Annotated in this window: 20 protein-coding genes; 1 reads left to right on the forward strand and 19 read right to left on the reverse strand. The window is 48.1% G+C overall.

Annotated elements, in window-relative coordinates; translation table 11 throughout:
- Positions 1–295 precede the first annotated feature (295 nt).
- The gene (gene pruA / locus J7619_RS32055; protein WP_291208978.1) at positions 296–1927 is read right to left on the reverse strand and encodes an L-glutamate gamma-semialdehyde dehydrogenase; all 1632 of its coding nucleotides are present in this window, start codon (positions 1925–1927) and stop codon (positions 296–298) included.
- A 200-nt stretch (positions 1928–2127) separates the two neighbouring features.
- Between pruA and thrC the strand changes: the two genes are divergently transcribed.
- Positions 2128–3435, forward strand: coding sequence for a threonine synthase (thrC, locus tag J7619_RS32060; RefSeq protein ID WP_291208981.1), 1308 nt, complete (start codon positions 2128–2130; stop codon positions 3433–3435).
- 133 nt (positions 3436–3568) lie between these two features.
- Here the strand turns inward: thrC and J7619_RS32065 are convergent, their stop codons facing one another.
- From J7619_RS32065 to J7619_RS32150, 18 genes are all read right to left on the reverse strand, one after another.
- On the reverse strand, positions 3569–5356 hold the full coding sequence (locus J7619_RS32065) for a tetratricopeptide repeat protein (RefSeq protein ID WP_291209015.1): 1788 nt from the start codon (positions 5354–5356) through the stop codon (positions 3569–3571).
- Positions 5357–5814: 458 nt separating this feature from the next.
- Positions 5815–7431 carry an Ig-like domain-containing domain gene (locus J7619_RS32070; protein WP_291208984.1) on the reverse strand — a complete coding sequence of 539 codons (1617 nt, stop codon included), beginning with the start codon at positions 7429–7431 and terminating at the stop codon, positions 5815–5817.
- 67 nt (positions 7432–7498) lie between these two features.
- Complete coding sequence (locus J7619_RS32075) at positions 7499–8401, reverse strand: class I SAM-dependent methyltransferase (RefSeq protein ID WP_291208987.1); 903 nt, start codon at positions 8399–8401, stop codon at positions 7499–7501.
- Entirely contained in the window at positions 8401–10263 is a 1863-nt protein-coding gene (mnmG, locus tag J7619_RS32080) for a tRNA uridine-5-carboxymethylaminomethyl(34) synthesis enzyme MnmG (protein ID WP_291208990.1), read from the reverse strand. Before mnmG ends, J7619_RS32075 begins: the two co-directional genes overlap by 1 nt.
- 54 nt (positions 10264–10317) lie before the next feature.
- A complete protein-coding gene (gene ybeY, locus J7619_RS32085) occupies positions 10318–10731 on the reverse strand; it encodes an rRNA maturation RNase YbeY (RefSeq protein ID WP_291209018.1) in 414 nt (137 codons plus the stop codon).
- Between the two features lie 192 nt (positions 10732–10923).
- Positions 10924–14244 (reverse strand): DUF4175 family protein, encoded by a 3321-nt coding sequence (locus tag J7619_RS32090; protein ID WP_291209021.1) that lies wholly within the window; start codon positions 14242–14244, stop codon positions 10924–10926.
- Between the two features lie 183 nt (positions 14245–14427).
- Positions 14428–15168 (reverse strand): outer membrane beta-barrel protein, encoded by a 741-nt coding sequence (locus J7619_RS32095; RefSeq protein WP_291208993.1) that lies wholly within the window; start codon positions 15166–15168, stop codon positions 14428–14430.
- Between the two features lie 101 nt (positions 15169–15269).
- On the reverse strand, positions 15270–16079 hold the full coding sequence (gene trpA / locus J7619_RS32100) for a tryptophan synthase subunit alpha (protein WP_291208996.1): 810 nt from the start codon (positions 16077–16079) through the stop codon (positions 15270–15272).
- On the reverse strand, positions 16076–16432 hold the full coding sequence (locus J7619_RS32105; protein WP_291209024.1) for a Dabb family protein: 357 nt from the start codon (positions 16430–16432) through the stop codon (positions 16076–16078). The genes trpA and J7619_RS32105 overlap by 4 nt, the downstream gene beginning before the upstream one ends.
- Before the next feature lie 55 nt (positions 16433–16487).
- Positions 16488–16688: a hypothetical protein gene (locus J7619_RS32110; RefSeq protein WP_015813244.1), complete on the reverse strand. Its 201-nt coding sequence runs from the start codon at positions 16686–16688 to the stop codon at positions 16488–16490.
- A gap of 23 nt (positions 16689–16711) precedes the next feature.
- Positions 16712–17911 (reverse strand): tryptophan synthase subunit beta, encoded by a 1200-nt coding sequence (gene trpB, locus J7619_RS32115; RefSeq protein ID WP_291208999.1) that lies wholly within the window; start codon positions 17909–17911, stop codon positions 16712–16714.
- 5 nt (positions 17912–17916) lie between these two features.
- The gene (locus J7619_RS32120) at positions 17917–18567 is read right to left on the reverse strand and encodes a phosphoribosylanthranilate isomerase (protein ID WP_291209001.1); all 651 of its coding nucleotides are present in this window, start codon (positions 18565–18567) and stop codon (positions 17917–17919) included.
- Positions 18564–19382 (reverse strand): indole-3-glycerol phosphate synthase TrpC, encoded by an 819-nt coding sequence (gene trpC, locus J7619_RS32125; protein WP_291209003.1) that lies wholly within the window; start codon positions 19380–19382, stop codon positions 18564–18566. Before trpC ends, J7619_RS32120 begins: the two co-directional genes overlap by 4 nt.
- Positions 19383–19434: 52 nt before the next feature.
- Positions 19435–20424 carry an anthranilate phosphoribosyltransferase gene (trpD, locus tag J7619_RS32130; RefSeq protein ID WP_291209005.1) on the reverse strand — a complete coding sequence of 330 codons (990 nt, stop codon included), beginning with the start codon at positions 20422–20424 and terminating at the stop codon, positions 19435–19437.
- Between the two features lie 56 nt (positions 20425–20480).
- Positions 20481–21047, reverse strand: coding sequence for an aminodeoxychorismate/anthranilate synthase component II (locus J7619_RS32135; protein ID WP_106599799.1), 567 nt, complete (start codon positions 21045–21047; stop codon positions 20481–20483).
- Between the two features lie 15 nt (positions 21048–21062).
- Positions 21063–21452, reverse strand: a complete 390-nt coding sequence (locus J7619_RS32140) for a tautomerase family protein (protein WP_291209008.1) — start codon at positions 21450–21452, stop codon at positions 21063–21065.
- A gap of 13 nt (positions 21453–21465) precedes the next feature.
- Positions 21466–22887, reverse strand: coding sequence for an anthranilate synthase component I family protein (locus J7619_RS32145; RefSeq protein WP_291209010.1), 1422 nt, complete (start codon positions 22885–22887; stop codon positions 21466–21468).
- Between the two features lie 181 nt (positions 22888–23068).
- On the reverse strand, positions 23069–23273 hold a 205-nt coding region (locus tag J7619_RS32150), incomplete at its 5' end, for a hypothetical protein (RefSeq protein ID WP_291209012.1).

A 23273-nucleotide genomic window follows, 5' to 3' on the forward strand; every position in this document is an offset into this window, starting at 1 on the left:
AGCCTGCCGCTAGCGTTCATCCTGAGCCAGGATCAAACTCTCCATTGTAAATATTGTTTGCTACATATAAGTAGCTTAATTCTATTCAAACGAGTTTTTCTTACTCTTTTGGTCTATCTCATCATGTCAAAGAACAGTGCCAACCGCGCTTTCTTTTCTTCGTGTCAGTCGCTTCGTTTGCGATTGGGATTGCAAAGGTAGAAAACATTTTTTCAAGTCCAATACCCAGGCAAGAAAAAAGTCGAAAATTTTGAAAGTTCTTCGACTTTTTAAATTATTCAAAAGCATTATCCAATTATTCGCCGGAAAGGAAGGGATATTTATAGTCTCTCGGCGAAACAAGCGTCTCTTTCAATGCACGCGGCGATACCCATCTCAGCAGGTTTAAAACCGACCCGGCCTTATCATTTGTACCCGATGCACGTGCACCGCCGAATGGCTGCTGCCCTACCACCGCACCGGTCGGCTTATCGTTTATATAGAAGTTGCCAGCCGCATTGACCAAATGCCTGGTCGCATATTCAATGGCGTACCTGTCCTTTGAAAACACAGCGCCAGTCAATGCATAAGGAGAAGTGGCGTCGATGACGGGAATGATCTGCTCGAATTCATTTTCATCATACACATATATAGTGAGCACCGGCCCGAAGATCTCTTCACATAACGTCACATAATCGGGTTTGAAAGCCCGGATAATGGTCGGCTCGACGAAATACCCTTTACTCTTATCAAAATTGCCTCCTGCGACGATTTCTGTGTCGGCGCTGGCCTTTGCCCCGTCTATATAAGAAGCGATCTTGTCGAACGATTTTTCATCAATCACCGCATTCACGAAATTGGAGAAATCTTCGACCCCTCCCATTTTGATCTCCGCCAGATCAGCCAGCATGAATTGCTTCACCTCTTCCCACAAATTGGAAGGAATATAAGCCCTCGAAGCCGCCGAGCATTTCTGTCCCTGGTATTCGAAAGCACCGCGCACAAGGCCCGTAGCGACTGCCTTTGCGTCCGCAGACTTATGCGCAAGCACAAAGTCCTTACCACCCGTTTCGCCCACGATTCTTGGAAAAGTCTTATAGGTAGCGATATTCTCCCCGATCGTTTTCCAGATCGTTTGAAAAACTTTAGTACTGCCTGTAAAATGCACACCAGAGAAATCAGGATGCTTGAAAATCACATCACCGGCAACGGGACCGTCGGCCAAAACCATATTAATAACACCATCCGGCAGCCCCGCTTCCTTGAATACTTTCATAATCACGTTCGCCGCATATACCTGCGTGAATGCCGGTTTCCAGATGACTACATTGCCCATCAATGCAGGCGCCGCAGGTAGGTTTCCGGCAATAGCAGTGAAGTTAAATGGTGTAATGGCGAAGATGAAACCTTCCAACGGACGGTATTCCATACGGTTCCAGACGCCTTCCGAAGATATGGGTTGCTCTTCATAAATATCCCGCATGAAATTCACATTAAGGCGCAGGAAATCAATGATTTCACAAGCGGAATCAATCTCCGCCTGGTACGCATTTTTGGATTGTCCCAGCATCGTCGCCGCATTCATTTCGGCGCGGTACGGACCTGCGATCAGTTCTGCCGCTTTCAGGAATATCGCCGCACGTTGCTCCCAGGTAAGCGTTGCCCAACCCTCTCTTGCCTTCAAAGCTGCATCGATCGCTTTGGAAACATCTTCCTTCGTACCCTCATGAAAATAGCCCAGAATGTGCTGATGATCATGAGGCGGGGAGATTGCCTTTTTATTCTGCGAATAGACTTCCTCGCTCCCTATGTATTGGGGTATATCAATGACTTTCCCGCGGGCCGCTGCGAGTGCTTTTTTAAGCTCAGAACGTTCCGGGCTGCCTGGTGCGTAGCTTTTCACCGGCTCGTTTTTTAGTGCCGGTACATTGAAAATTCCTATCGACATATTATTTGGTTTGTTATATTGATTATTCTACTTATTCGTACTAAACAAAATTACAGGGCCGCACGATCCCCGCATGCTTTCGCCGCAAAGTACCATGCAGGTTTTTATTTTGAAAATCCATTTAAAAGTTGTCAAAATAACTGACCTGCTGGGATTTTAATTAAATTTGCGCTCCCATTTTCCGGATCAATTTATATCAAATGATATTCTACAGTACCAAAACTGCCGACTTGAAAGCATCGCTGGAAGAAGCCGTTTTCAACAGCCTTCCTCCCGATAACGGTCTCTACATGCCCGAATCCATCCCGACGATTTCAAAGGAATTTCTGGCCGACATTGAAAATAAATCCTTCAAAGAGATCGCTGTCGAAGTGACGGCTACACTTTTAGGCAGCGAAATTACAAGAAGCGAAATTGAATCCATCATCGATCGCGCATATGATTTCGAGGCGCCGGTTGTGAAGATTACCCCGAACGACTACGTACTTGAACTGTTCCATGGTCCATCCATGGCTTTCAAGGACTTTGGAGCGCGATTTATGGCCGCGATCATGTCCTATTTTTTGGAGCGCTCAAACAAGGAAATCCGCATCCTGGTGGCGACGTCGGGTGACACGGGCGGCGCGGTTGCGCAGGGATTTTATCAAGTACCCGGAATTTCCGTCACGATCCTCTACCCGAGCGGAAAAGTAAGTGATATTCAGGAAAAACAGCTTACTACCCTTGGCCATAACGTAACGGCCATTGAGGTGGACGGAACATTCGATGATTGCCAGCGCCTGGTAAAGGAAGCATTCCTCGATCCTGAGCTAAGTGCAAAATATAACCTGGCTTCCGCCAACTCCATTAATATTGCACGGCTCATCCCGCAATCATTCTATTACTTCGCGGCTTATGCGCAGCTGAAGAAATTGGGAAAGCCACTGGTGATCTCGGTACCAAGCGGAAATTTTGGAAACCTCAGCGCGGGCATACTCGCCTATCGCATGGGTTTACCGGTGGAACATTTCATCGCAGCAACGAATGTAAACAATGCGGTACCCCGCTACCTCGAGTCTGGCAATTACGAGCCGCTTCCTTCGATTGAAACAATATCCAACGCCATGGACGTCGGCAGCCCGAGCAACTTTGTACGGCTCACCCGATTTTTCGGTGACGACTGGAATGCGATCAACGAAAAAGTTTCAGGCGCATTCTTCAACGACGAGCAAACGCAAAAAGCAATGCGCGAAGTTTTCGGGAATGCCAACTATGTGATGTGCCCACACACCGCCGTCGCTTACCGGGGTCTACAGGAGTACCGGAAAAAAACGAACGGCGATTTTACCGGCGTCTTCTTATCGACGGCTCATCCGGCCAAATTTATCGACCTGGTGGAAGAAACATTGGGAAAAAGCATCGATGTACCCGAAAGACTGAAATCCCTGCTCGATATTGAAAAAGTGTCGATCAAAATGAAACCTGAGTTTTCGGAATTCAAATTACTATTAATGAATGAGTTAAAATAGAAGTTTCGACTTTTAATGCGCCTGAGATTTGAATATTTGATAGAATCCGGGTAGAAGCACGTGAATTTTAAAATGTAAAAGGCCCCGAAGTCTCGAACTCCGGGGCCTTTTTGTATTGTCTTCGAAAATTTCTCTAGTTAACCACGTCGCCTCTCAAAATCCGGAAACGCTTCCGCGACTCGGCGACGAAAATGCTGCCCGGATATTTTTCCATTAGCTCCTGATACAACTTCATGGCTTGGTCTTTGTCGTTGAGCTTCTCCTGGTAGAGTTTCGCCATGGCAAAGAGCGCGTCGTCGCCATACAGGTCGTGGCCAAATTTGGAATACAATAATTTCAAATCCGCCATCGCTTGCTGGTTACTGTCGAGCTTAATGTAAGTCTTCGCAGTAAGCCAAAGGATCTCGTCGGCCAGGCTGTGGTTCTCGTATCTTTTATAAAGTTGTTTCAAAGTGTCGATCGCCTCGAACTTCTTGTTCTGGAACAATTGCAGTTCCACTGAGGAGTAAGCCTTCATAGCCGCCTCGGTGCTATCAAGCCCTGTGTTATCCATAATTAATAGGGACAGCTCATTGGCGTCATTCGCAATCTCGCGGCTCGTCGCTTTTTTCAGAATGTCCAGCACTGCTTTGGCGAGTTCGAATTCCCCTTTAAAATAATGCAGCTTCGCATTCCGTAATTTCGCTTCATAACCCAGCACATCATCCTTCTGCGATTTCTCGACCTGTGAATACACCAGCGTTGCCTCCCAGGGCTCGCCTTGCAATAGGTAAATATCCCCCAGGTCGAGTTTGCATTTATCTACAAAACTCTTCTCAGCCTTGCCTGCTTCGATGGCCGTCTGCAATATCTCGATCGCCTTTTTGAAATCATCCATATAGAATGCATTCAAGATAGCCATGTTGCGCAGCGCCTCGATCGTACGCACATTCACACCCAGCTCATCCACCAACTGCTGATATTGGCCGAGCAGCTTTTGCACCTCGCTTCTTTTAACGGGATACGTATTTTTAACCTGTTCCTCGCGCGCGAAAATCGCCATTCGCCGGGCCACCGGATAGAGTTGGCCTTTCGGATATTCTTTTACCAAATGGTCGAAGATGGTGCCTGCATTGGTATAATCATTATTCTGCAGGGCTAGCATGCCAAGGTTATAAAGCCGCGAACCGTTGTGTTTGAAACGGCGGTCCAGAGCCCTTTCCTGAATGAATGCCTTGTAAAAATCCTTGCGCTGCACCTGGTACCAGATCAGCAATTCATTATAAAATCCTTCCTGGGGGAACTTCTGGATCTTATCATATAATACTTTCTCCAGCAGGGCCTGCTCCTTTTCGTCCTTCGTAAAGTCCTGAAGCATATTCTGAACCACCTCGGTATTCTGATAGCGCATTCCATAAGAAAGCAGCTCGTCGATCATCTTTTCGGGCTGGTTCAAATCGCGATAAACGCTCGCCAATTCCAGCTGGAAAATGTCGTAGCGCTTCGCACTCTCCCGTGCCTCGAGTAGAATATTCTTCGCCCATTCCGACTGGTTTTGCGCCCTGAATTCCTCTGCCAGATCGCGTTTAAGCTCCGTTCTCACGCCGGATGCGGTAATGACCTGCTCATACTTTTTGGACGCCTCTACGGCCTTCCCCTGATTCTCAAGCATAATGCCCCAATTCAGATAATACCAGGCCGCATTATTGGCATCGCCTTTGATCTGCTTCTTGAAAAACTGCTCGCCATCTCCCCAAGCCTTGCTCTTGACAATGCAGCTGGTGTAGTTCTTAAGCGAGATTTTTTCAAATGAGCTTTTCAGGAATGAAGAATAGTAACTAAGCGCCTTCGGACAATCCCCATTTTTGAAGTATTCCTCGGCCAGCTCCCGCTCGCCCTGCCCGAACGCCGCGGCCGCCCCGGAAAGCAGAAATCCTATCATCAAACAGCTCGTAACCCTTTTCATAATAGATAAAAAAATCTTTTTCCTTTAGTTATTATCCTTCAGTGTGCCTGTGGATTTGTGAATAAAAGCCTTATCCACTGTAGATTAACATACTTATTCACATTTTGTGGATAAGTATGTGTAGTTATCCACTGTAGAAATTTTGAAAATCAACATTTAAGTAGTTGAAATACAAGTTAGGAAATATTCTGTACACAATAGAATGTGGGTAAACGCCTTTAGTTGACTACTTTTGTTATCCACAGTTTCTAAAGTGAATCAACGTACTGTTAACTTCGATTTAGCTGTCGGTTATCCACTGGAGGCCCAAATTCACTTTTTTATCCACACATATTAGGGGTTATCCACAAGCTTATTCACAATTTCGACCCTTTTACCAACAAATTTTCCGCGTTATTCACACAGTTATCCACAGACTGTAGACAAAAATGTCATTATTTTTCTTCAGGAATCGTGATATTGATGTCGTTCAACTCGAAATTGGCCTTCAAAAGGATCTTATCCGGGAGGTAATACACGGGTTCGGGCTGCAGGTCCTTGTCCATTTGGCCGGTGTCCCACCTTCTGTTCCGGTTTTTGTCGATCGTGACGCGTAAAAAATATTTTCCTTGAGGGATATTCTTGAAAGTGTAGGGCGATTGATAGTGTGTTTCGACGACTTTATATTGCTCATCGACGAGATCGATAATGAAGTGTACGGAGGTATCCGCGTTTGTCACGCGGCCATGGATTACCCCATAATCTTCTTCTTTTAAAATAGTATGCCGCAGCAGTGTTTTTGGAAGCGTATCGCCTTCAACGCTGATGATCGAGCCTTTCGGAATGTCCCATTTCACGGTATCTTTTGCGAACGATTTGGCGTCGATTGTGAGGATATTATGGTTTTTATTCCAACTGTATTTAAATGCGCTCAGCGGCTCATGTGTGAGGCTGTCGGAGATTAATGCGATCTTCTGATCATCGATCGTGCGTACGGGCTTATTCAGAATGAGTTTGTAGGTGAACGTGTTGGTAAGGGGTTTATTCGCCTCAGGGACGGTTGTAAACGACAGCGGATCTAGCTGGCGTTGCTTGCCGCGCTGCGCTTGAAATGCGACTTTTTGCTCAAATTCATTCGTAGTTCCCAAAGAATCCAACGTTTTGAGTTTTACCAACGTGGTGTCGGGATGGGGCTCTACATTGAAAAATTTGAGATTTGTGCCATTCGGCTCCAGCAGGTAGGGGAGTGAATCTTTATTGGCGAAGGTCACTTCAACGTTTTCAATGGGCTTACTGAACACCACGGCGTAGTTATTCACTTTGGGCAATGTGCGCTGGACTTTCAGGGGAGTGTTATCCGAAAGGAACATATTCAGTTGATAGGCGACGGAATCGGTGCCAGCCTTGATGGTTTTACCCCAAAATCCCATTCGCTCGTCTTTTGCATTGAATAGCATATTGCGGTTTTTGTCGTCGATCGCGATGAGTTTGTAGTCCCTTGTCTGGATATTCTCGATAGAAAATACGCCGCTGCTATCGGTGCGGGAGAAGTAGTAGGGCTTTTGTTTGGCGATATTGAGTGTATCGCTGACGTTATACAAGCCCACGAGCGCGTCGAAAATAGGCTTGTTGGTGCGGATGTCTTTCAGGGTTCCATACACGCGTCCGGAGTCGAGTGAGTTACCGGTGCTAAAGACAATTTTGAGGTTTTTTGCCGGATTTTTTTCTGCGAAATCCTTGATAGCGTCGCCGAAATTCAATGTAAAAGTGGTGCTGTCCTTGAATTGATTTTTGAAGGAGAGCAGCACGGACATACCATTCTGCTTGTAAGAATAGGGGTTGTCGGATTCCGGCGTGATGACCAGTTTCTGGTTAATATTATCGACCACGACATATTCATCGAAGAATAGCTCGATCTTTTTTCCTTTAAAATTGAGGGTTTTGTTCATGGGGTTACTCTCCACGAGCATAGGGGGGATGGAGTCTCTTTTCCCTCCAGTAGGTGGTACTTGTTGTGCGCAGCGTTCGAAGAAGAACAGTATGAGGATGGCAAATACAATCGTTTTAAGCATTTTCAGATGAATTTAAAAAGCCCCCAATACAGTGGGTATTGAGGGCCGTTTGATGTGTTGGTACTGGTCAGTTTTTCGAGATAATGTAGATCAGGCTGGAAGTGTTGAGCTCTTTATTGGTACCGGCGCGGCCTTTGACATTGGATTGCAGCCCGGTGAATACGCTATCAATGAGATTGGTTTTGCTGTTTTTATACTTCGTGCTAAGCATGCTCACATAAAATGAATCGAACCACATCGGTAGTATCTTTTTAACCGTCAATCCGTGCCTTTGGAGAAGGTTTTTCATCGTGGCACGGGTAAAATGATACAAATGACGCGGAACGTCGTAGGCGGCCCAAAAACGGCCATATTTAACGGCGTCGTATGACTGCGGATTGGGTACCGCGATAATGATCCGCCCGTTTGGTTTTAGGTGATTTTGCAGCCAATCGATCGTTTCATTCAGTTTGTGGACGTGTTCCAGGACGTGCCACATCGTGATAATATCGTACTCCTGAGTTCCCGGATTCTCTTCAAAAATGCTTTCAAAAACTGTTGCCCCTACCCTTTTCGATGCTACTTCACGAGCGCCGGAATCGGGTTCGGTACCGAAGGTTTTCCAACCGTTTTGTTTCACGGCGCATAGAAAATTGCCCGTTCCACAACCGATATCGAGCAACGTTCCCTTCGGTTGAACAAGACTATTGATCAGTTTTACCTTCTCTTCAATCGTATGATTTCGCACGGAGGTGTACACTTTACTCATCAGATCCCTGGCTTCATCGTGATGAGAAATGTAGTCTTGTGATTCATAATATGCGCCAATCTGTTCTTCCGACGGACGCGGATTGGTGAACAGAAAGTAGCAGGAATTGCATTGCTGGATCGTGAATTCTTTGTGCGAAACGGTATAGTCTTCCACATTCAGGTAATTGCTGAAACTGGATTGCTGGCATACCGGGCATTTTTCGAGCGTTTCTAAAGACATTAGCGGCCTATGTAAAGCATTAAAACAGATATATCCGAAGGGCTGACGCCGCTAATACGCGACGCCTGGCCGATCGTGGAAGGACGTGTTCTTTTCAGTTTTTCACGTCCCTCAAAGGACAAGGAAGTGACCCCGTCGTAATTGAAATTTTCTACGATCGCGAGGTTTTCCAGCTTATTCATTTTCTCTACGAGCAGCATTTCCTTTTCGATGTAGCTGTCGTATTTCAGATTAATTTCTGCCTGTTGTACGGAATCGATGCCGTATTCAGAGAGCAATTCGGTCACCACCGGGCTTGCATCGAGTAGCTGATCGATTGAAATCTGTGGCCTTCTGAGCAGTTGCGCAATGGCAATTTTCTCGCGTATCGGCGCTGTTCCGATTGCTTCCAGAGCTGGATTGATCTGATCGGGTGTCAGTTTGGTTGCGCTCAGTTTGGCGATGATCTCTTCTGTTTCGCGTTTCTTTTTTCGCACTGCCTCTACCCTTTCGTAGCCCGCCAATCCGATTTCGTAGCCCTTTTCGGTTAGCCTTAAATCAGCATTATCCTGGCGAAGCAACGTGCGGTATTCGGCGCGGGATGTGAACATCCTGTACGGTTCTTCAGTGCCTTTGTTGATAAGGTCGTCGATGAGTACACCAATGTAAGCTTCCGATCTTTTCAAAACGAATGGATCCAGATTGTTCACATTTCGGTGCGCGTTAATACCGGCCATCAATCCCTGGCATGCGGCTTCTTCGTAGCCTGTGGTGCCGTTGATTTGACCTGCGAAAAACAAGTTCTTCACCAGGTGCGTTTCGAGTGTCGATTTCAGCTGGGTCGGCGGGAAGTAGTCGTATTCGATCGCATAGCCCGGCCGGAACATCTTAGCATTTTCAAACCCCGGGATTTTCCGAAGTGCGGCATATTGAACGTCTTCCGGCAGCGAGGTTGAGAAGCCATTGACATATACCTCCACGGTATCCCACCCTTCCGGTTCCACGAATATCTGGTGGCGGTCCTTGTCGGCGAAACGGTTGATCTTGTCCTCCACTGAAGGGCAGTACCGTGGTCCGAGTCCCTTGATGCGACCAGAGAACATCGGCGATTTTTCGAAACCGGTTTTCAGTACGTCATGTACTTCCTGGTTGGTGTAGGTAATCCAGCAACTGCGTTGTTTGGCGAGCGGCTTGGTATCGGTGTAGGAAAACTTGGCTGGGTTCTCGTCGCCGGGTTGCTCCTCCATTTTGGAGTAGTCGAGCGAGCGGCCGTCCACGCGTGGAGGCGTGCCTGTCTTCATGCGACCGGCTTCGAAGCCGAGCGATACAAGTTGCTCGGTCAACCCGGTGGCTGATTTCTCTCCGGTGCGTCCGCCGCCGAAGTTTTTTTCACCGATATGGATAAGCCCATTCAGGAAAGTACCATTGGTTAGGACGACAGCCTTCGAGCGGATTTCAATGCCCAGGCTGGTTACCACTCCACATGCTTTGCCATCCTCGACGATGATGTTCTTCGCAGTGTCCTGCCAGAAGTCGACGTTCGGATTGTTCTCGAGAATGGACCTCCATTCCTCGGCAAATCTTACCCTGTCGCTTTGGCAACGGGGGCTCCACATGGCCGGCCCTTTGGAGAGGTTCAGCATCCGGAACTGGATCATCGTTTTGTCGGAGACGATCCCCGACTGTCCACCGAGTGCGTCGATCTCCCGGACGATCTGTCCTTTCGCGACGCCGCCCATGGCGGGGTTGCACGACATCTGTGCGATTGTATGCATATTCATTGTGATCAGCAGCACCGACGAACCCATCGTCGCTGCGGCGGCAGCGGCTTCGCATCCTGCATGGCCTGCGCCTACCACGATCACATCATATTCCTGAAACATATAATTACTACTTGTTAAACCACTTTAATTAAAGTGTTCCACGTGGAAATTTAACTAGAACAGCCTAAGATACTCATCTTCTTTAGCCCTCATGGCCGTTTTAAGCGCTTCACTCGTGTCGTCATGACCCGCGAGGTGAAGCAGCCCGTGAACGAGCACACGGCGCATTTCTGTGTCAAAATCGGTGTGGAACGTTGCTGCATTTTCGCGTACCCTGTCTACACTGATGTAAATATCCCCTTCCAATTGATTGTCTTCCTCACTATTGTCAAACGTAATGATGTCAGTGAAATAGTCGTGGTCGAGGTACTGTTTATTGATTTCAAGCAGGTATTCGTCCGAACAGAACACGTAATTCAATTGCGATAACTCATAACCCTCTGAAATTGAGGCGTTTTTAATCCATTTCTTTGTTTTAAGCGGATTAACCACCTTAAAATCAACATCTTCCGAGAAGAAACTTACCATATTGATAGCCATACACCACCGCCCGGATAAGCGCCGACGGGTGCATGATATTTAAATATTTGATCGTAAATAATTTACAAACTTACGAAGTCTGTCATTAAGAACATGAAAAACAAGGGATAGCGTCTGCAAACCCCTGTTAAAAAGAGTTAACGCTATCCCCTACCCTAGCCCAACAAAATGGGCTGTTGATCAGTTCTTGGCCTGGTATTTACGGAAGTAGCTATCCACCTCGCGTTTGTAGAATGGTGAGAATGTAGGCGGTATCGTGCGAAGCAGTTCGGTTTGCTTCTCTTTCTCGCGGATGTATTTTTCGAACGCGGCAGGCGGCTGTTTGGGCAGTTGCTTCGCGGCTTGTGCTTTCCGTTGCTCGTCTTCGTCCTGCTCTTTCATGGCTTTCTCGGATTCGAGCAGACGCGTGGTGATCTCCTGGTTGCGCTTGATGAGCTCGGGCGTCACGCGCTTGTTCACGAGGTCGGTTTCGGTTTCGTCCATCTTGTCGGCAATGTCCTGCAACTCCTTACCCATTTGCTGGCCTTGCTTGGTGCCTTTCTGTTGCTCCATCAGGTCCTGGATCATCTTGCGGATCGCGGCTTGCTGTGCGGCCATTCTCGCGAGCTGTTCCGATTGGTTACCTTGCCCTTCCTTACCCTGGCCGAGCTGCTTGATCTGCCCGTTCAGTTTCTCCTGCATTTCGCCCATGCCCGGTTGCTCTCCTTTCTGCTTTCCCTTTTTGCCTTTGCCGGCGCCGGGCATGGCCATCGCCATTTGTTGCTGCATTTGGTTGAAGACATCGCTCAGCATTAATGCGAGGTTGTTCATGGAAGTCATGGCGAATTGCTGCTTCGAAGTGGCGACGTTGATTTGCCGGTCCTTGATGCTTTTCACGCTCTCGTTCATGTACGACTTCATATCGTTGAGCTCACGGGTGATGAACGATTGGATCTGTACCACGCGGCCGGCCAATGCATACAAGCTATCCTCGACGATCTTCGCGTCGTCTTTCAATTTCAGCTGCTGCTGGCCGAGTTTCACGAAACGCGGGTCTTGCAGGCTCACGCCACGGAAGTCTTTCATCAAGGTCTCCTGGTCGAAGGATAATGTGATCAGGTTTTCCAGAATGTCACGTAATGCGTCGAGGTTTTCCTGCATTTGCTCCATTTCCGCCGACTCCATTTGTTCCTGCATCGACTGCGCCATCTTCTTCATTGATTTTGCCGCATTTTTTTGCGACTGGGACGCTTTCTGGTTCTGTTGCTTGTCGAGCTGCTGCTTGCTCTGTTCCATTTGCTCAGAAGCGTTTTTTTGCTCCTCTTTCTGCATGTCGAGCTCTTGTTCCAGTTCCTTGCTCATATCCTCGATCTCCTTGCTGTTTTCCTGGGCTTTTTTGAAATCGTCCTGGATCTTTTCCTGCTCTTTTTTCAGGTCTTCGTTTTTGCCCTGTTTGTCCTCCGAGCTCTTATTCTTATCGTTCTGCTCCGATTTTTCGGCGAGATTCTCCTCCTTATCGGCCAAATCATTCAACTTTTCAGCCAGGTTTTCCATTTTCTGCTCCATTTGCATTTGCTTGAAGAGCTTCATGGTTCGTTCCAGTTCTTTTTCCAGATTGTTTTCCTTGTTGCGGAGCTTTTCAAGCATGCTCGACATCCGTTCGCTCTGTTTTTGTTCCAAAAGCTTTTTGAGCTCCTTATAGAGCTTCTCGGTATCCTCGTCCATGAGGTCGTTCATCAGCTTTTGCAACTGCTCGATCTTCGCCTGCAATTCGGGGCTCTGCTGGTTGAACTGCCGTGCCTTTTCATTGGCATCCTGATGCTTTTCTTTCAAAGCCTCTAATTCTTTCATCAGCTCCTCGCGCTTGCGAAGCACTTCCTCTATTTGTTTCTGCTCTTTGAAGTCGAGCTCCTTGTTGCTTTTGAGGCGATTGTCAAGGTTTTCAATATCCTTTTGCAAACTCTGCGCTTTCTTCATCGCCGACTGCATTTGGTTCTCCGTGGCCTGCTCCGACTTCCTTACCTCCGCTTCCAGCTGGTCTTTGGATGGTACAGTAAACTGGATCGAACGAGACCGGGCGCTTTTCGCGCCGTTTACGCCGTCGTTGTCCCACACCTGGGCATAATATTCAATCCGGTCGCCGGGAGCGAGTTTGAGGCTATCTACGTACCATTGGAAGAAGAAGCTTTGGGTATTGACGGTTTTGTTAAAAGGAATAGGAATGCTCCTGGGTTGCGCAGGTTTGTCCTCGTTAGCCCTTTTCACGGAATAAAACATCCGCAGCTGTGAAAACCCATAGTCGTCGCTAATCGAACCGCCTAATACGAGGTAGTTGTATAATGTAGTATCCTGGAAGTTTTCAAGGTTCATGACCGGGTACTTATCCGGAATGACATTGATAAAATAGCCGATCTTATCCGAGTTGGTAGTCTGCTCGTTTTTCAGGTTTACCTGGTATTGGGCCGATTTCCGCACGGTCCGGCGGATCTCGAAATGATCGCCGTTGCTCTCCTTCGCAGTATATAATGCCGAATCGTTCTCGAATTTAATGGCCAGTGCTTTCGTGGAGGAAGTATTGAAATTCCACTCGATGGTTGTGCCTTCCGGTACCGAGAGATTTCCTACATTGTTCAGTCCTTCGGAAGGTTTGTTCAGGTACGCGGGATAATGCAGGTTTACATCAAATGATAGCAGCGACGGCCGCTCGTTTACTACAATGTGGTATTCGTCCGAAGCGTAGCCGGCAGCGTCGAAAGAGAATGCGACGTCGCGCTGGAGGTTTTTGAATGTGTAGGAAAAATCCTTGGCGCTTTCCTGTGTCAGTTTGAAACGCGTACCATTCTGCACGAGGTAAACCGCGGATGGCAGTGCTTCACCTTGCAGTTTTAGTTTTAACGTAAAATCCTCATTTCTAAATGCTTTCAAGCTCTTGTTTTGCAATTCGAAAGAGAACGGCGCATAGGTATAATTCTTTTGGAAATGGATAATGCGTTCGGAGCTGGAAGAGAAGAATGAGGGATTGAAAAGTAAAATCACCGCAATGGCCGCCAGCGGGTACACCGCATATTTCAGCCTTTTTTTATTCTCATTAAAACGAATGGCATCCGAAAAACGGACGATGAGCAACTGGCTTGATTTCTGCCGGATACTTGCCTCAATCAGATCCGACTGTGTGCCTGTCAGGCCGCGAAGCTGCAATGTGTTTACGAGCTTATCCCCTACCTCCGGGAAATATTGCCCGATCTGTAACGCGGCCTGCTCATCGGAGAGCGGTTTTTTCAAACCGTACAAATGGATCAGTGGTTGCACCACCCATTGTACAAAGGAAAACACGAGCACCGCCAGAAAGCCAAAAAACAGCATCCCGCGCACCACCGAGCTGAACCGCCCGAAATATTCAATCGTATTGAAAAACAAAAAGACAGTCAGCAACAGTCCGATCGAGAAGATCGCACCTTTGAGTAACTGGTTCTGATAATATTTCTGACGGTATTCCTGAATGCGAAGCAACAGGCCTTCCATTGAGGTAGTGAAAGGTGCCATAGTGGTCTAGGTATAACTGTGAAGTTTTTATAACGGATACCCCATTCAAAAATTACGAACGGGCATACCCACCGGAAAACGGTTTCTAAAAACAAAGAAATATAGCGAATTTCTGCTGTTTTTACTTAGAAAGCACCAAGAAATGCGGGCATCGCTCGATTGTTAGAGTGAAATCGATACACCGGCCGATGCGTAGTTGATCCAGTTGAAATTGTAAATCTTGTCATTGTCGACGCCACCTTCGAGCATGCGGTACCCTAGCTTGATCGCGACCGTGTTGTTGAAATTGTAGGCAACGCCGCCGAAGATATCCTCGGCACGTCCCTGCTTCGCTGCGAGTGCATCGCCTTCGAGGATGACGGTCCAGTGGTAGGCCGGTTTCCAGGAAGCATAGAAATTAATAAGCGGCACGAAACCGAGGTTGTCATCATGTGTGTCGGCATACTCACTTTTGAATCGGATGCCGGCGTCCCGAATTTTGGCCGTGAGCCCCGCCCCTACCCTCCACTTGCCATTGGCGAAAAAATCGTAGCGATAGGTAAGCCGGTACGAGTTGAACCGGTAGTCGACGTTAAGCGGCTGGCCCGACAGGAAATTGTTGTTGTTGAAATTCGTGTTCTGATCGAGCGCTCCGCGGTAGTGAATTGTGAGCGGCACGAACAATGCGGAGATGTTGTGCCGGTTGCCGATCCGGTACCCTGCACGAATGCGATAGAACGCACTCCGGTCAAGATTGAGTTGCTCTGGAAGATTCACGCGCGTTCCCGTTCCACTGGGAATTTGTACTTTATTGTAACCGGTGCCTAAAATCATCCCGCCTTCCAGGTCGAAATTGAATTGTGCGAATGCGGACGTATATGCGCTGCATATGAGAACGATGAGCAAGGAAATAGCGGTTTTCATTGGCAGCATTGGGACATAAAAAAACAAACAACCCGGTGACGGATTGTTTGTACAAAATTAATGCCTGAAGTAATTTCAAAATCGGCCGCTCCGCGGCGAATTTAGGCTGGAATTGCCTCCGAAGAGTTTTTTACCTCCCTAACAAAGGCTTTGACGTCGTTTTCGAGATCGGTACTCTGTTGCAACACGCGGATGAAGGCACTTCCGATGATTGCTCCGGCAGCGTGGCTCGAAGCTTTCACGAAAGTGTCGTGGTCTTTGATCCCAAAGCCGATCAGTCGTGGATTGCGGAGATTCATCGCGTCGAGTTTTTCGAAGTATGCTTCCATGTCGCCGCTCACGCCCGATTTCGAACCGGTAACGCTTGCGGAGGAAACGGTGTAGATAAAACCTTCGCTTACTTCGTCGATCTGCCTGATGCGCGCTTCGGAAGTCTGCGGCGTTACCAGGAAGATATTCAGTAACCCGTGCGCGTCGAAAATAGATTTGTACTCGTCGAGGTACACATCCATCGGCATATCGGGAAGGATCAACCCGTCCACACCTACTTCGGCGCATTTAGCACAGAATGCTTCGATGCCATATTGCAATACGGGGTTGATATAGCCCATCAGCAGCACAGGTACGGATACCATCCCACGCATGTTTTTCAGCTGATCGAACAAAATGCGTACAGACATCCCGTTTTCCAGTGCGCGGTCATTGCTTTGCTGGATCGTCTCGCCGTCGGCCACGGGGTCGGAATAAGGCATTCCAATCTCGACCAGGTCGGCACCGCCATCCTGCAATGCCTGCAAAATGCGGGTGGTATCGTCCAGCTCTGGGAAACCAGCCGTGAAATACACGTTCAGGAGTCCAGCACCGTCGGTATGCTTATTAAAATTCTGAAAAAGACTTACAATGCGGTTCATTCTTGTGTCCAGTAATCAACAACCAATACTTTGTCCAGGTGTGGTTCCAGGACTTTTACAAATGCTTTGTGCTCAGGGTGTGGCAGGTATACTTCACGTCCGGCTTCGCTGTCGAAAGTCACGAAAAACACGTGTGTAAAGCCCTGTGCCAGTCCTTCCGGGCTGTTGTTGGTACCCCATTCAAATCCTTTCACCTCTTTGATTTTCGAAGGGAGCTTGCGGAAAGCATCTTCCACTTCTTTCACTTGCGCAGGCGTTGAAGAATCTTTGAACTTGAAAAGCACAACGTGGCGAAGCATTTTTTTAGGTGGATTGGAAGGTGAAACAAATGACATGGTGCTGAAAAGGACCATGGAAGCAAGCAAAAAGAGTTTAAATCTCTGCATATGGTGGTATGGATTAAGGTGACTAAGCCGAGCAGTTGAGGCATTCGCCTTCGTCGCTGAATTTCAGACGATCGAACTCGCCCAGTTTTTCTTTCATTTCAAGGATCTCGTCTTCCATATCGCAACGTTCGAAGAGCGACAGTTCACCTGAGTTTACCTTTGCTTCCAGTTCCTGGATCTTCAACCGCAGGTCGAAAACCTCTGGCAATGTCAATGTAGCCATGTGATGTTGTATTGAGGTGAGAATTAATCGATGTGTTTCATATAAGTGCCCATATCCTTGTCGCCGCGGCCGGAGAGGTTCAGTACCACCGTTTCGTCTTTGGAAGCGCCCAGGCGGCCCAAAACGGCCAGTGCGTGCGATGATTCCAATGCGGGGATAATGCCTTCGAGGCGTGTCAGTTCGAATGCTGCCTGTACCGCTTCGTCATCCGTAGCCGAAAGGAATGTACCGCGACCGCTGGCGGCAAGCCATGCGTGCTGAGGACCGATGCCCGGGTAATCCAACCCAGCGGAGATGGAAAAAGGTTCCACCACCTGGCCATCCTCGGTTTGCATCAGGATCGTACGGCTGCCATGGAGCACGCCGGGCTTGCCCAACGCGACCGTTGCCGCGGAATGCCCCGAAGTAAGTCCCAGCCCCGCCGCTTCCACAGCTACGAGTTTGACGTTTTCTTCGTCGAGGAAGTGGTAAAATGCGCCCGCCGCATTACTGCCGCCGCCAACGCAGGCTACCACGTAATCAGGTGTTTCTTTGCCGGTGTGCTCTTTGAGCTGCCAACGGATTTCCTCGGAAATAACCGACTGGAAGCGCGCTACCATGTCGGGATAAGGGTGCGGCCCTACCACAGAGCCGATAATGTAATGCGTATCAACCGGGTTGTTGATCCAGTGGCGCATAGCCTCGTTGGTGGCATCTTTCAGCGTACGCGACCCGCAGGTAGCCGGGCGGACTTCCGCGCCGAGCATTTTCATGCGCGCTACGTTAGGTGCCTGGCGCTCGATATCGAGCTCGCCCATGTACACGATGCATTCGAGGTTCATCAGTGCGCACACGGTGGCCGTTGCAACGCCGTGCTGGCCTGCGCCGGTTTCGGCCACAATGCGTTTTTTGCCAAGGCGTTGTGCCATCAGGATTTGTCCGATGGTATTGTTTACCTTGTGCGCGCCGGTGTGGCAGAGGTCTTCCCTTTTGAGAAAAATATTGGTTTTATATTTTTCTGAAAGCCGGTGGGCCGGGTAAAGTGGCGTAGGCCGTCCTACGTAATGGCGTAGTAAATCGTTGAATTCCTTTTGAAAAGAAGGGTCTGCGATGATTTGCAGGTAGTTTTCACGTAGTTCTTCAACATTCGGGTATAGCATTTCAGGGATGAATGCGCCCCCGAAGGTGCCATAGTAACCGCGGTCATTTACCTGATACGACTTCTTTTCTGCAATTGCTTCCATAAAAATTAAGCTTCCGCTTCTTCTTGTTCTTTTACGCGAACTAAACTAAACAACTCTTCCAGCTTGGCGATGTCCTTCACGCCCGGCTCGGTCTCAAACTTGCTGTTGACGTCGATACCGTAGATAGGAAGTGTCTGGGATAAGGTGATGATTTCTTCGATGTTGTCGAGCCCGATGCCGCCGCTGAGGAGGAAAGGCTTTTCGTTGTCGTATTTGCTCAGCAGTTTCCAATCGAACGCCGTGCCGTTGCCACCAGGGTTTTCACCTTTGGTATCGAATAAAAACAGGTCGCAAAATGACTTGTAGTTATTCAGCATGGCAAAGTTGAACTTCTCGTCGATGGAGAACGCCTTGATTACGCTCACCCCTTTCTGACGGATGCTGCGGCAGATGTCGGGCATTTCGTTGCCGTGCAGCTGCACATATTGCAGGTCGTATTTTTTGACCATATTCAGGATATGGCCGGGGTTTGCATTCACGAACACACCTACCTTTTTAATGCTCTGAGGAATGCTGCGGATGTATTCCTCACTCAATTCCTCGCCCACAAAACGCGGTGATTTTTCATAGAAAATAAACCCTATAAAATTGGGCTGTAAGGCTACTACCTGCTCAATGTTGCCTTGCTGGCGCAATCCGCAAACTTTAATTTTCATAGAACCAGAGGATTTAAATTGCTATGTTGAGTTAAGTTTTGTTGCAACCCTGCAAGTGCGGCTCCGGGGTTTACAGTTTTCATAAACGTTTCTCCGATCAAAAAGCCTTTGTAGCCGTGTTGATACAGCCCCACAATGGTTTCGGCATCTTTCAAACCACTTTCTGAAATCTTCACAAACTCTGCCGGGATCAGCTCGCTGAGTTCGATAGATGTTTCGATAGATGTTTCAAAGGTTTTCAAATTGCGGTTATTCACGCCTACGATGTCGATATGCTCGCCTACACTTACAGCCAGCTCTTCCGCATTATGGACTTCCAGTAATACTTCCAGGCCCAGATCATGCGCCCTCTTGCTCAAAGTCCCAACTTGTGCCGGCGTGAGGTTCGCTGCGATGAGCAGGATCACATCCGCGCCGATGGACTTGGCTTCGAAAAGCTGGTATTCGTCCACGATGAAATCTTTTCGGAGCATCGGGATCTGCGGATTGGCTTCCCTGGCCGCGAGGAAATCGGCAAATGAACCGCCGAAAAAGTCGATGTCGGTCAATACGGAAAGCCCCACTGCGCCTGCATTCACATAATCCTTCGTCACGATTTCGGGTAATGCATCGGCATTAATGATGCCTTTTGAAGGGGATTTTCGTTTGAATTCCGAGATAATGCGGGGTGAAGTAGATGACCTTAGCGCCGCCGCGAGGGAAGCTGTCGGGCGCGAGAACAATGGTTCCTTTTCCAGATCGGAAATGGACCGCTGCTTTTTCGATTCGCTTATTTCTTCCTGCTTGCGGGCGATAATTTTTTCTAAAATATTCATCTAAAAATGCTGTAACTGCAATTATAAAAAGGGAGAAATGCTTTCCCGCTAACTATTCTTCGATCAATTTTTTGAAAGCTGCCAATGCTTTCTTGCTTTCGAGCGACTCCCGGGCTGTTTCCACAGCGTCGGTCAGCGACAATGCCGGATTCGCGCAATAGAGCGCCATCGCCGCATTGGCCAGCACCGCCTGTTTTTGAGAGGACGTTGCCGTATCGTTCAAAACATTCATAAAAATCCGGGCGGACTCTTCAACCGTAACGCCACCGGATAAATCGTCGGCGCGCAAGGTTTGTAGCCCTAGATGAGAGGGGGTAAGAACTTGCTCGGAATGAGCGGTGATAATCTTAAAAGCACCTGTCAATGACACTTCGTCGTAGCCGTCTAATGCGTGAAGAACCAGAAATTGCTTATCCGTTTGTTGGTAAAGATAAGCAAAAAGACGCGCTAATTCAAGACTAAATACGCCCACAAGCTGTTTTTTCGGCGATACCGGATTCACCATCGGACCGAGCATGTTGAAGAACGTTTTCACACCCAATTCCTTCCTTACGGGTGCTACATTCTTCATAGCCGGGTGAAAAAGAGGAGCATGCAAAAAGCATACGCCAGCCTCTTCGATCTTCCGTTCCAGGTAATCCTTATCGTTGGTAAACTTCGCTCCCAGGTATTCCAGCACCGTCGAGGATCCGCACATCGATGAAACGCCGTGATTGCCATGTTTCGCCACCCTTTGACCTGCTCCTGCTACCACAAAACACGATAAGGTCGAAATATTGAATGTGTCCTTACCATCGCCTCCTGTTCCGCAAACGTCGATCGGGTCGTATGCGGACAAATCTACCGAAAGACAGAGTTCGAGCAAGCCGTCACGGAAGCCTTCCAGCTCTTCGACGGTAATGCTGCGCATGGCATAAGTTGTTAAAAATGAAGCAATTTCGGAATTGGAATACTTGCCGGTCCCAATTCCCATCAGAACGTCTTTGGCTTGCGATTTGTCGAGGACCTTATATTCAAAAAGATGGCTAAGAATGTGTTTCATGACAGTTTTTAATTGCTAATATCGTCGGGTAAGTTGGTGTTCGTTCAATGCGGAGGTCAGATTTGCAACCAGTTTTGCAGCATTTCCTTTCCATGCTCTGTCAAAACCGACTCGGGATGGAATTGGAGTCCCTTAACGTCATATTTTTTGTGTGAAAGCCCCATAACGCGGCCCTTTTCGTCCACGGCAGTAATGGTAAGGTCATCGGTGAATGTTTCCGGAATGACAGTCCACGAATGGTACCGGCCGACTTTGATATGAGTAGGCAGGCCTTTGAAAATGCGCTCGCTGGCGTCGGTAACAATGGCCGTGTCGGCGATACCGTGCAGCACGTCGGTCATATTCTCCAACTCGGCGCCATAAACCTCCCCTATTCCCTGATGTCCGAGGCAAATGCCGAGAATGCTTTTGGAAGCCCCGTATTCGCGGATCACATCGTGCATAATGCCCGCTTCCGAGGGAATACCCGGGCCCGGCGACAGCAGGATCTTGTCGTAATTTCCGACGTCTTCCAGCGCGATTTTATCATTCCGGTAAATGTCCACCTGGTCGTGCAGCTCGCGAAGTATGTACACGAGATTGTAGGTGAAAGAATCGTAATTGTCGAGAACTAGTATTTTCATTGATTTCAAATCGTTTTAAACGGCAATTTTATAATCCAGGACCAATTCGTCCCCTGCTTTTCCACGAATGCCCCAATTGTGAGGCGGAGTCTCGGTGAGCGTGATTTCCACGTCGTTGGGCGCAATACCGAGCGTTTCCTCGAATTTTTGGAAGATTAGCCTGTACAAATGTTTCTTAGCTTCAATAGAGCGGCCTTCAAACAAGGCTATTTCGATGATCGTATAGCGCTCGCTTCTGCCTTCGGGATAAAAGAAATCTCCTTCATCGAGGTAGAAGAACCGGTGTGCACGCTTGTTTTGCGGATACTGGAAGGCTTCTACGACGCAGCTATGCAACGTGTCGGACAATCGTTCCCGAACCGCGTACAGCGAAGATTTCAGGCCATATATTTTGATCTGCGACATGGCTGTTTCCCTTTTAAAGTTCTTCTGCCACCTTAATGGCCTGGCGTAATGCGGCCAGCTTGCTGTTGATTTCCTGCAATTCACTCTCGACATTCGATTTCGCCACTACGCCCATTCCCGCTCGGAAGAAAAGCGTATTGTCCTTGGCGAGGAATGTCCGGATCGCAATCGCGTGGTTGAAATCACCATTGAAATCCATAAAACCGATGGCGCCGCCATAAATGCTACGGTTACTGGACTCCATCTGGTCGATGAGTTTCATCGCATTGTGCTTGGGCGCCCCCGATAATGTGCCCGCGGGAAAGGTGTCGGCCACGAGTTGAAGCGGGTTCACGTCCTTGTTCATTTTACCTACAACTTTCGAAACGAGGTGGATTACGTGCGAGTAGTATTGCACTTCCTTGTAATTCGTGACTTTTACGGCGTCGCAGCTACGGCTCAGGTCGTTTCGTGCCAGATCGACCAACATCACATGCTCAGCAGTCTCTTTGGGGTCATTAAGCAGGGCTTGCGCAGCTTCCGCGTCTGCCTGGTCATCACCCGTGCGGCGGAACGTACCGGCAATCGGGTGGATTTCGGCCTGGCCGTTTTTGATGAATATCTGTTTTTCGGGAGAGGATCCGAAGATCTTGTAATTGCCGTAGTCGAAATAAAAGAGATAGGGCGAGGGGTTAATGGAGCGCAGGGCGCGGTAAACGTTGAACTCGTCGCCCTGGAACTGGCGGCTGAAACGACGGGAAGGAACAATCTGGAACACATCTCCGCGGAGGCAATGATCAATCCCTCTCTGGATCACTTTCCGCATTTCGTCATCGGTTACATTGGATGTTTCATCGGCGGTAACATTGAAGCCGTATTGCGGAAAGTTCCGGTTCTTGATTAGTACTTCGATCTGGTCGATACCGCCTTCTTCTGTCGTCTCGCCGTATTGGTGTTCAAAAATGTAAAGCTCGTTTTTGAAATGGTTGATAGCGATGACGTACCGGTAAACCTGGTAGAATATCTGGTCAATTTCAGTCTCTGGATTGGTCGGTTGTATTTCAATGTCTTCGAAATAGGTCACCGCGTCGTAGGTCATATGACCAAAGAGGCCGTTTGTAATAAAAGGGAACTTGCTCTTCTCTGACTTGAAGCTTTGCGCAAAACCATACAAAGCCTGCACTGCATCCTTCCGGTTGGTTAGTTCGAAAACGACTTCGGAACCGTCGGGGAACTTCTGGGTTACCGTGCTATTGTTCAGTTTAAAAGAAGCAATAGGATCACAGCAGATGTATGTAAATGAGTTTTCGTTGCCGTGGTAATCGGAACTTTCCAGGAGGATCGTATTGACGAAACGGTCTCTGAGCTTCAAATAGATCGAAACGGGCGTCAATGTATCGGCCAGGAGCTTTTTGTGGCGTGTGGTAATCTGATAAGTCTTGTCCAGGGTTTTCATTTCAAGTTGTAATGTAAAGTGTATAAAAAAACGGCTCGCTGTCAGATGAACAGCGAGCCGTTTGTATGTATATTTTCATTCTATACCATGCAATAGCCTTACTTGTCCATCTTGGAAGGATAAGTACGCCACCACCAAATAGTATTGAATAATTTCATAGTTGATTGTTGCCTTGCAGCAGTTACGGATGCAAATATAGGAAAAAGAATAAATGCTGCAGAGTTTTGCAAAATATTTCTGCAAGATTTTGCAAAAGTTCATGTTGAAAAAGTACCGGAATCGAGAGGTCAACTTGGTTTAATCCTATTTGAAACTCTGCCATACTGGCATCAACGCAAAAAAGCATCTCACTTGGAGATGCTTTTGCTTTTAATAATTGTGGCGGC

This window comes from Dyadobacter sp. (assembly GCF_017744695.1).
Lineage (GTDB): Bacteria > Bacteroidota > Bacteroidia > Cytophagales > Spirosomataceae > Dyadobacter.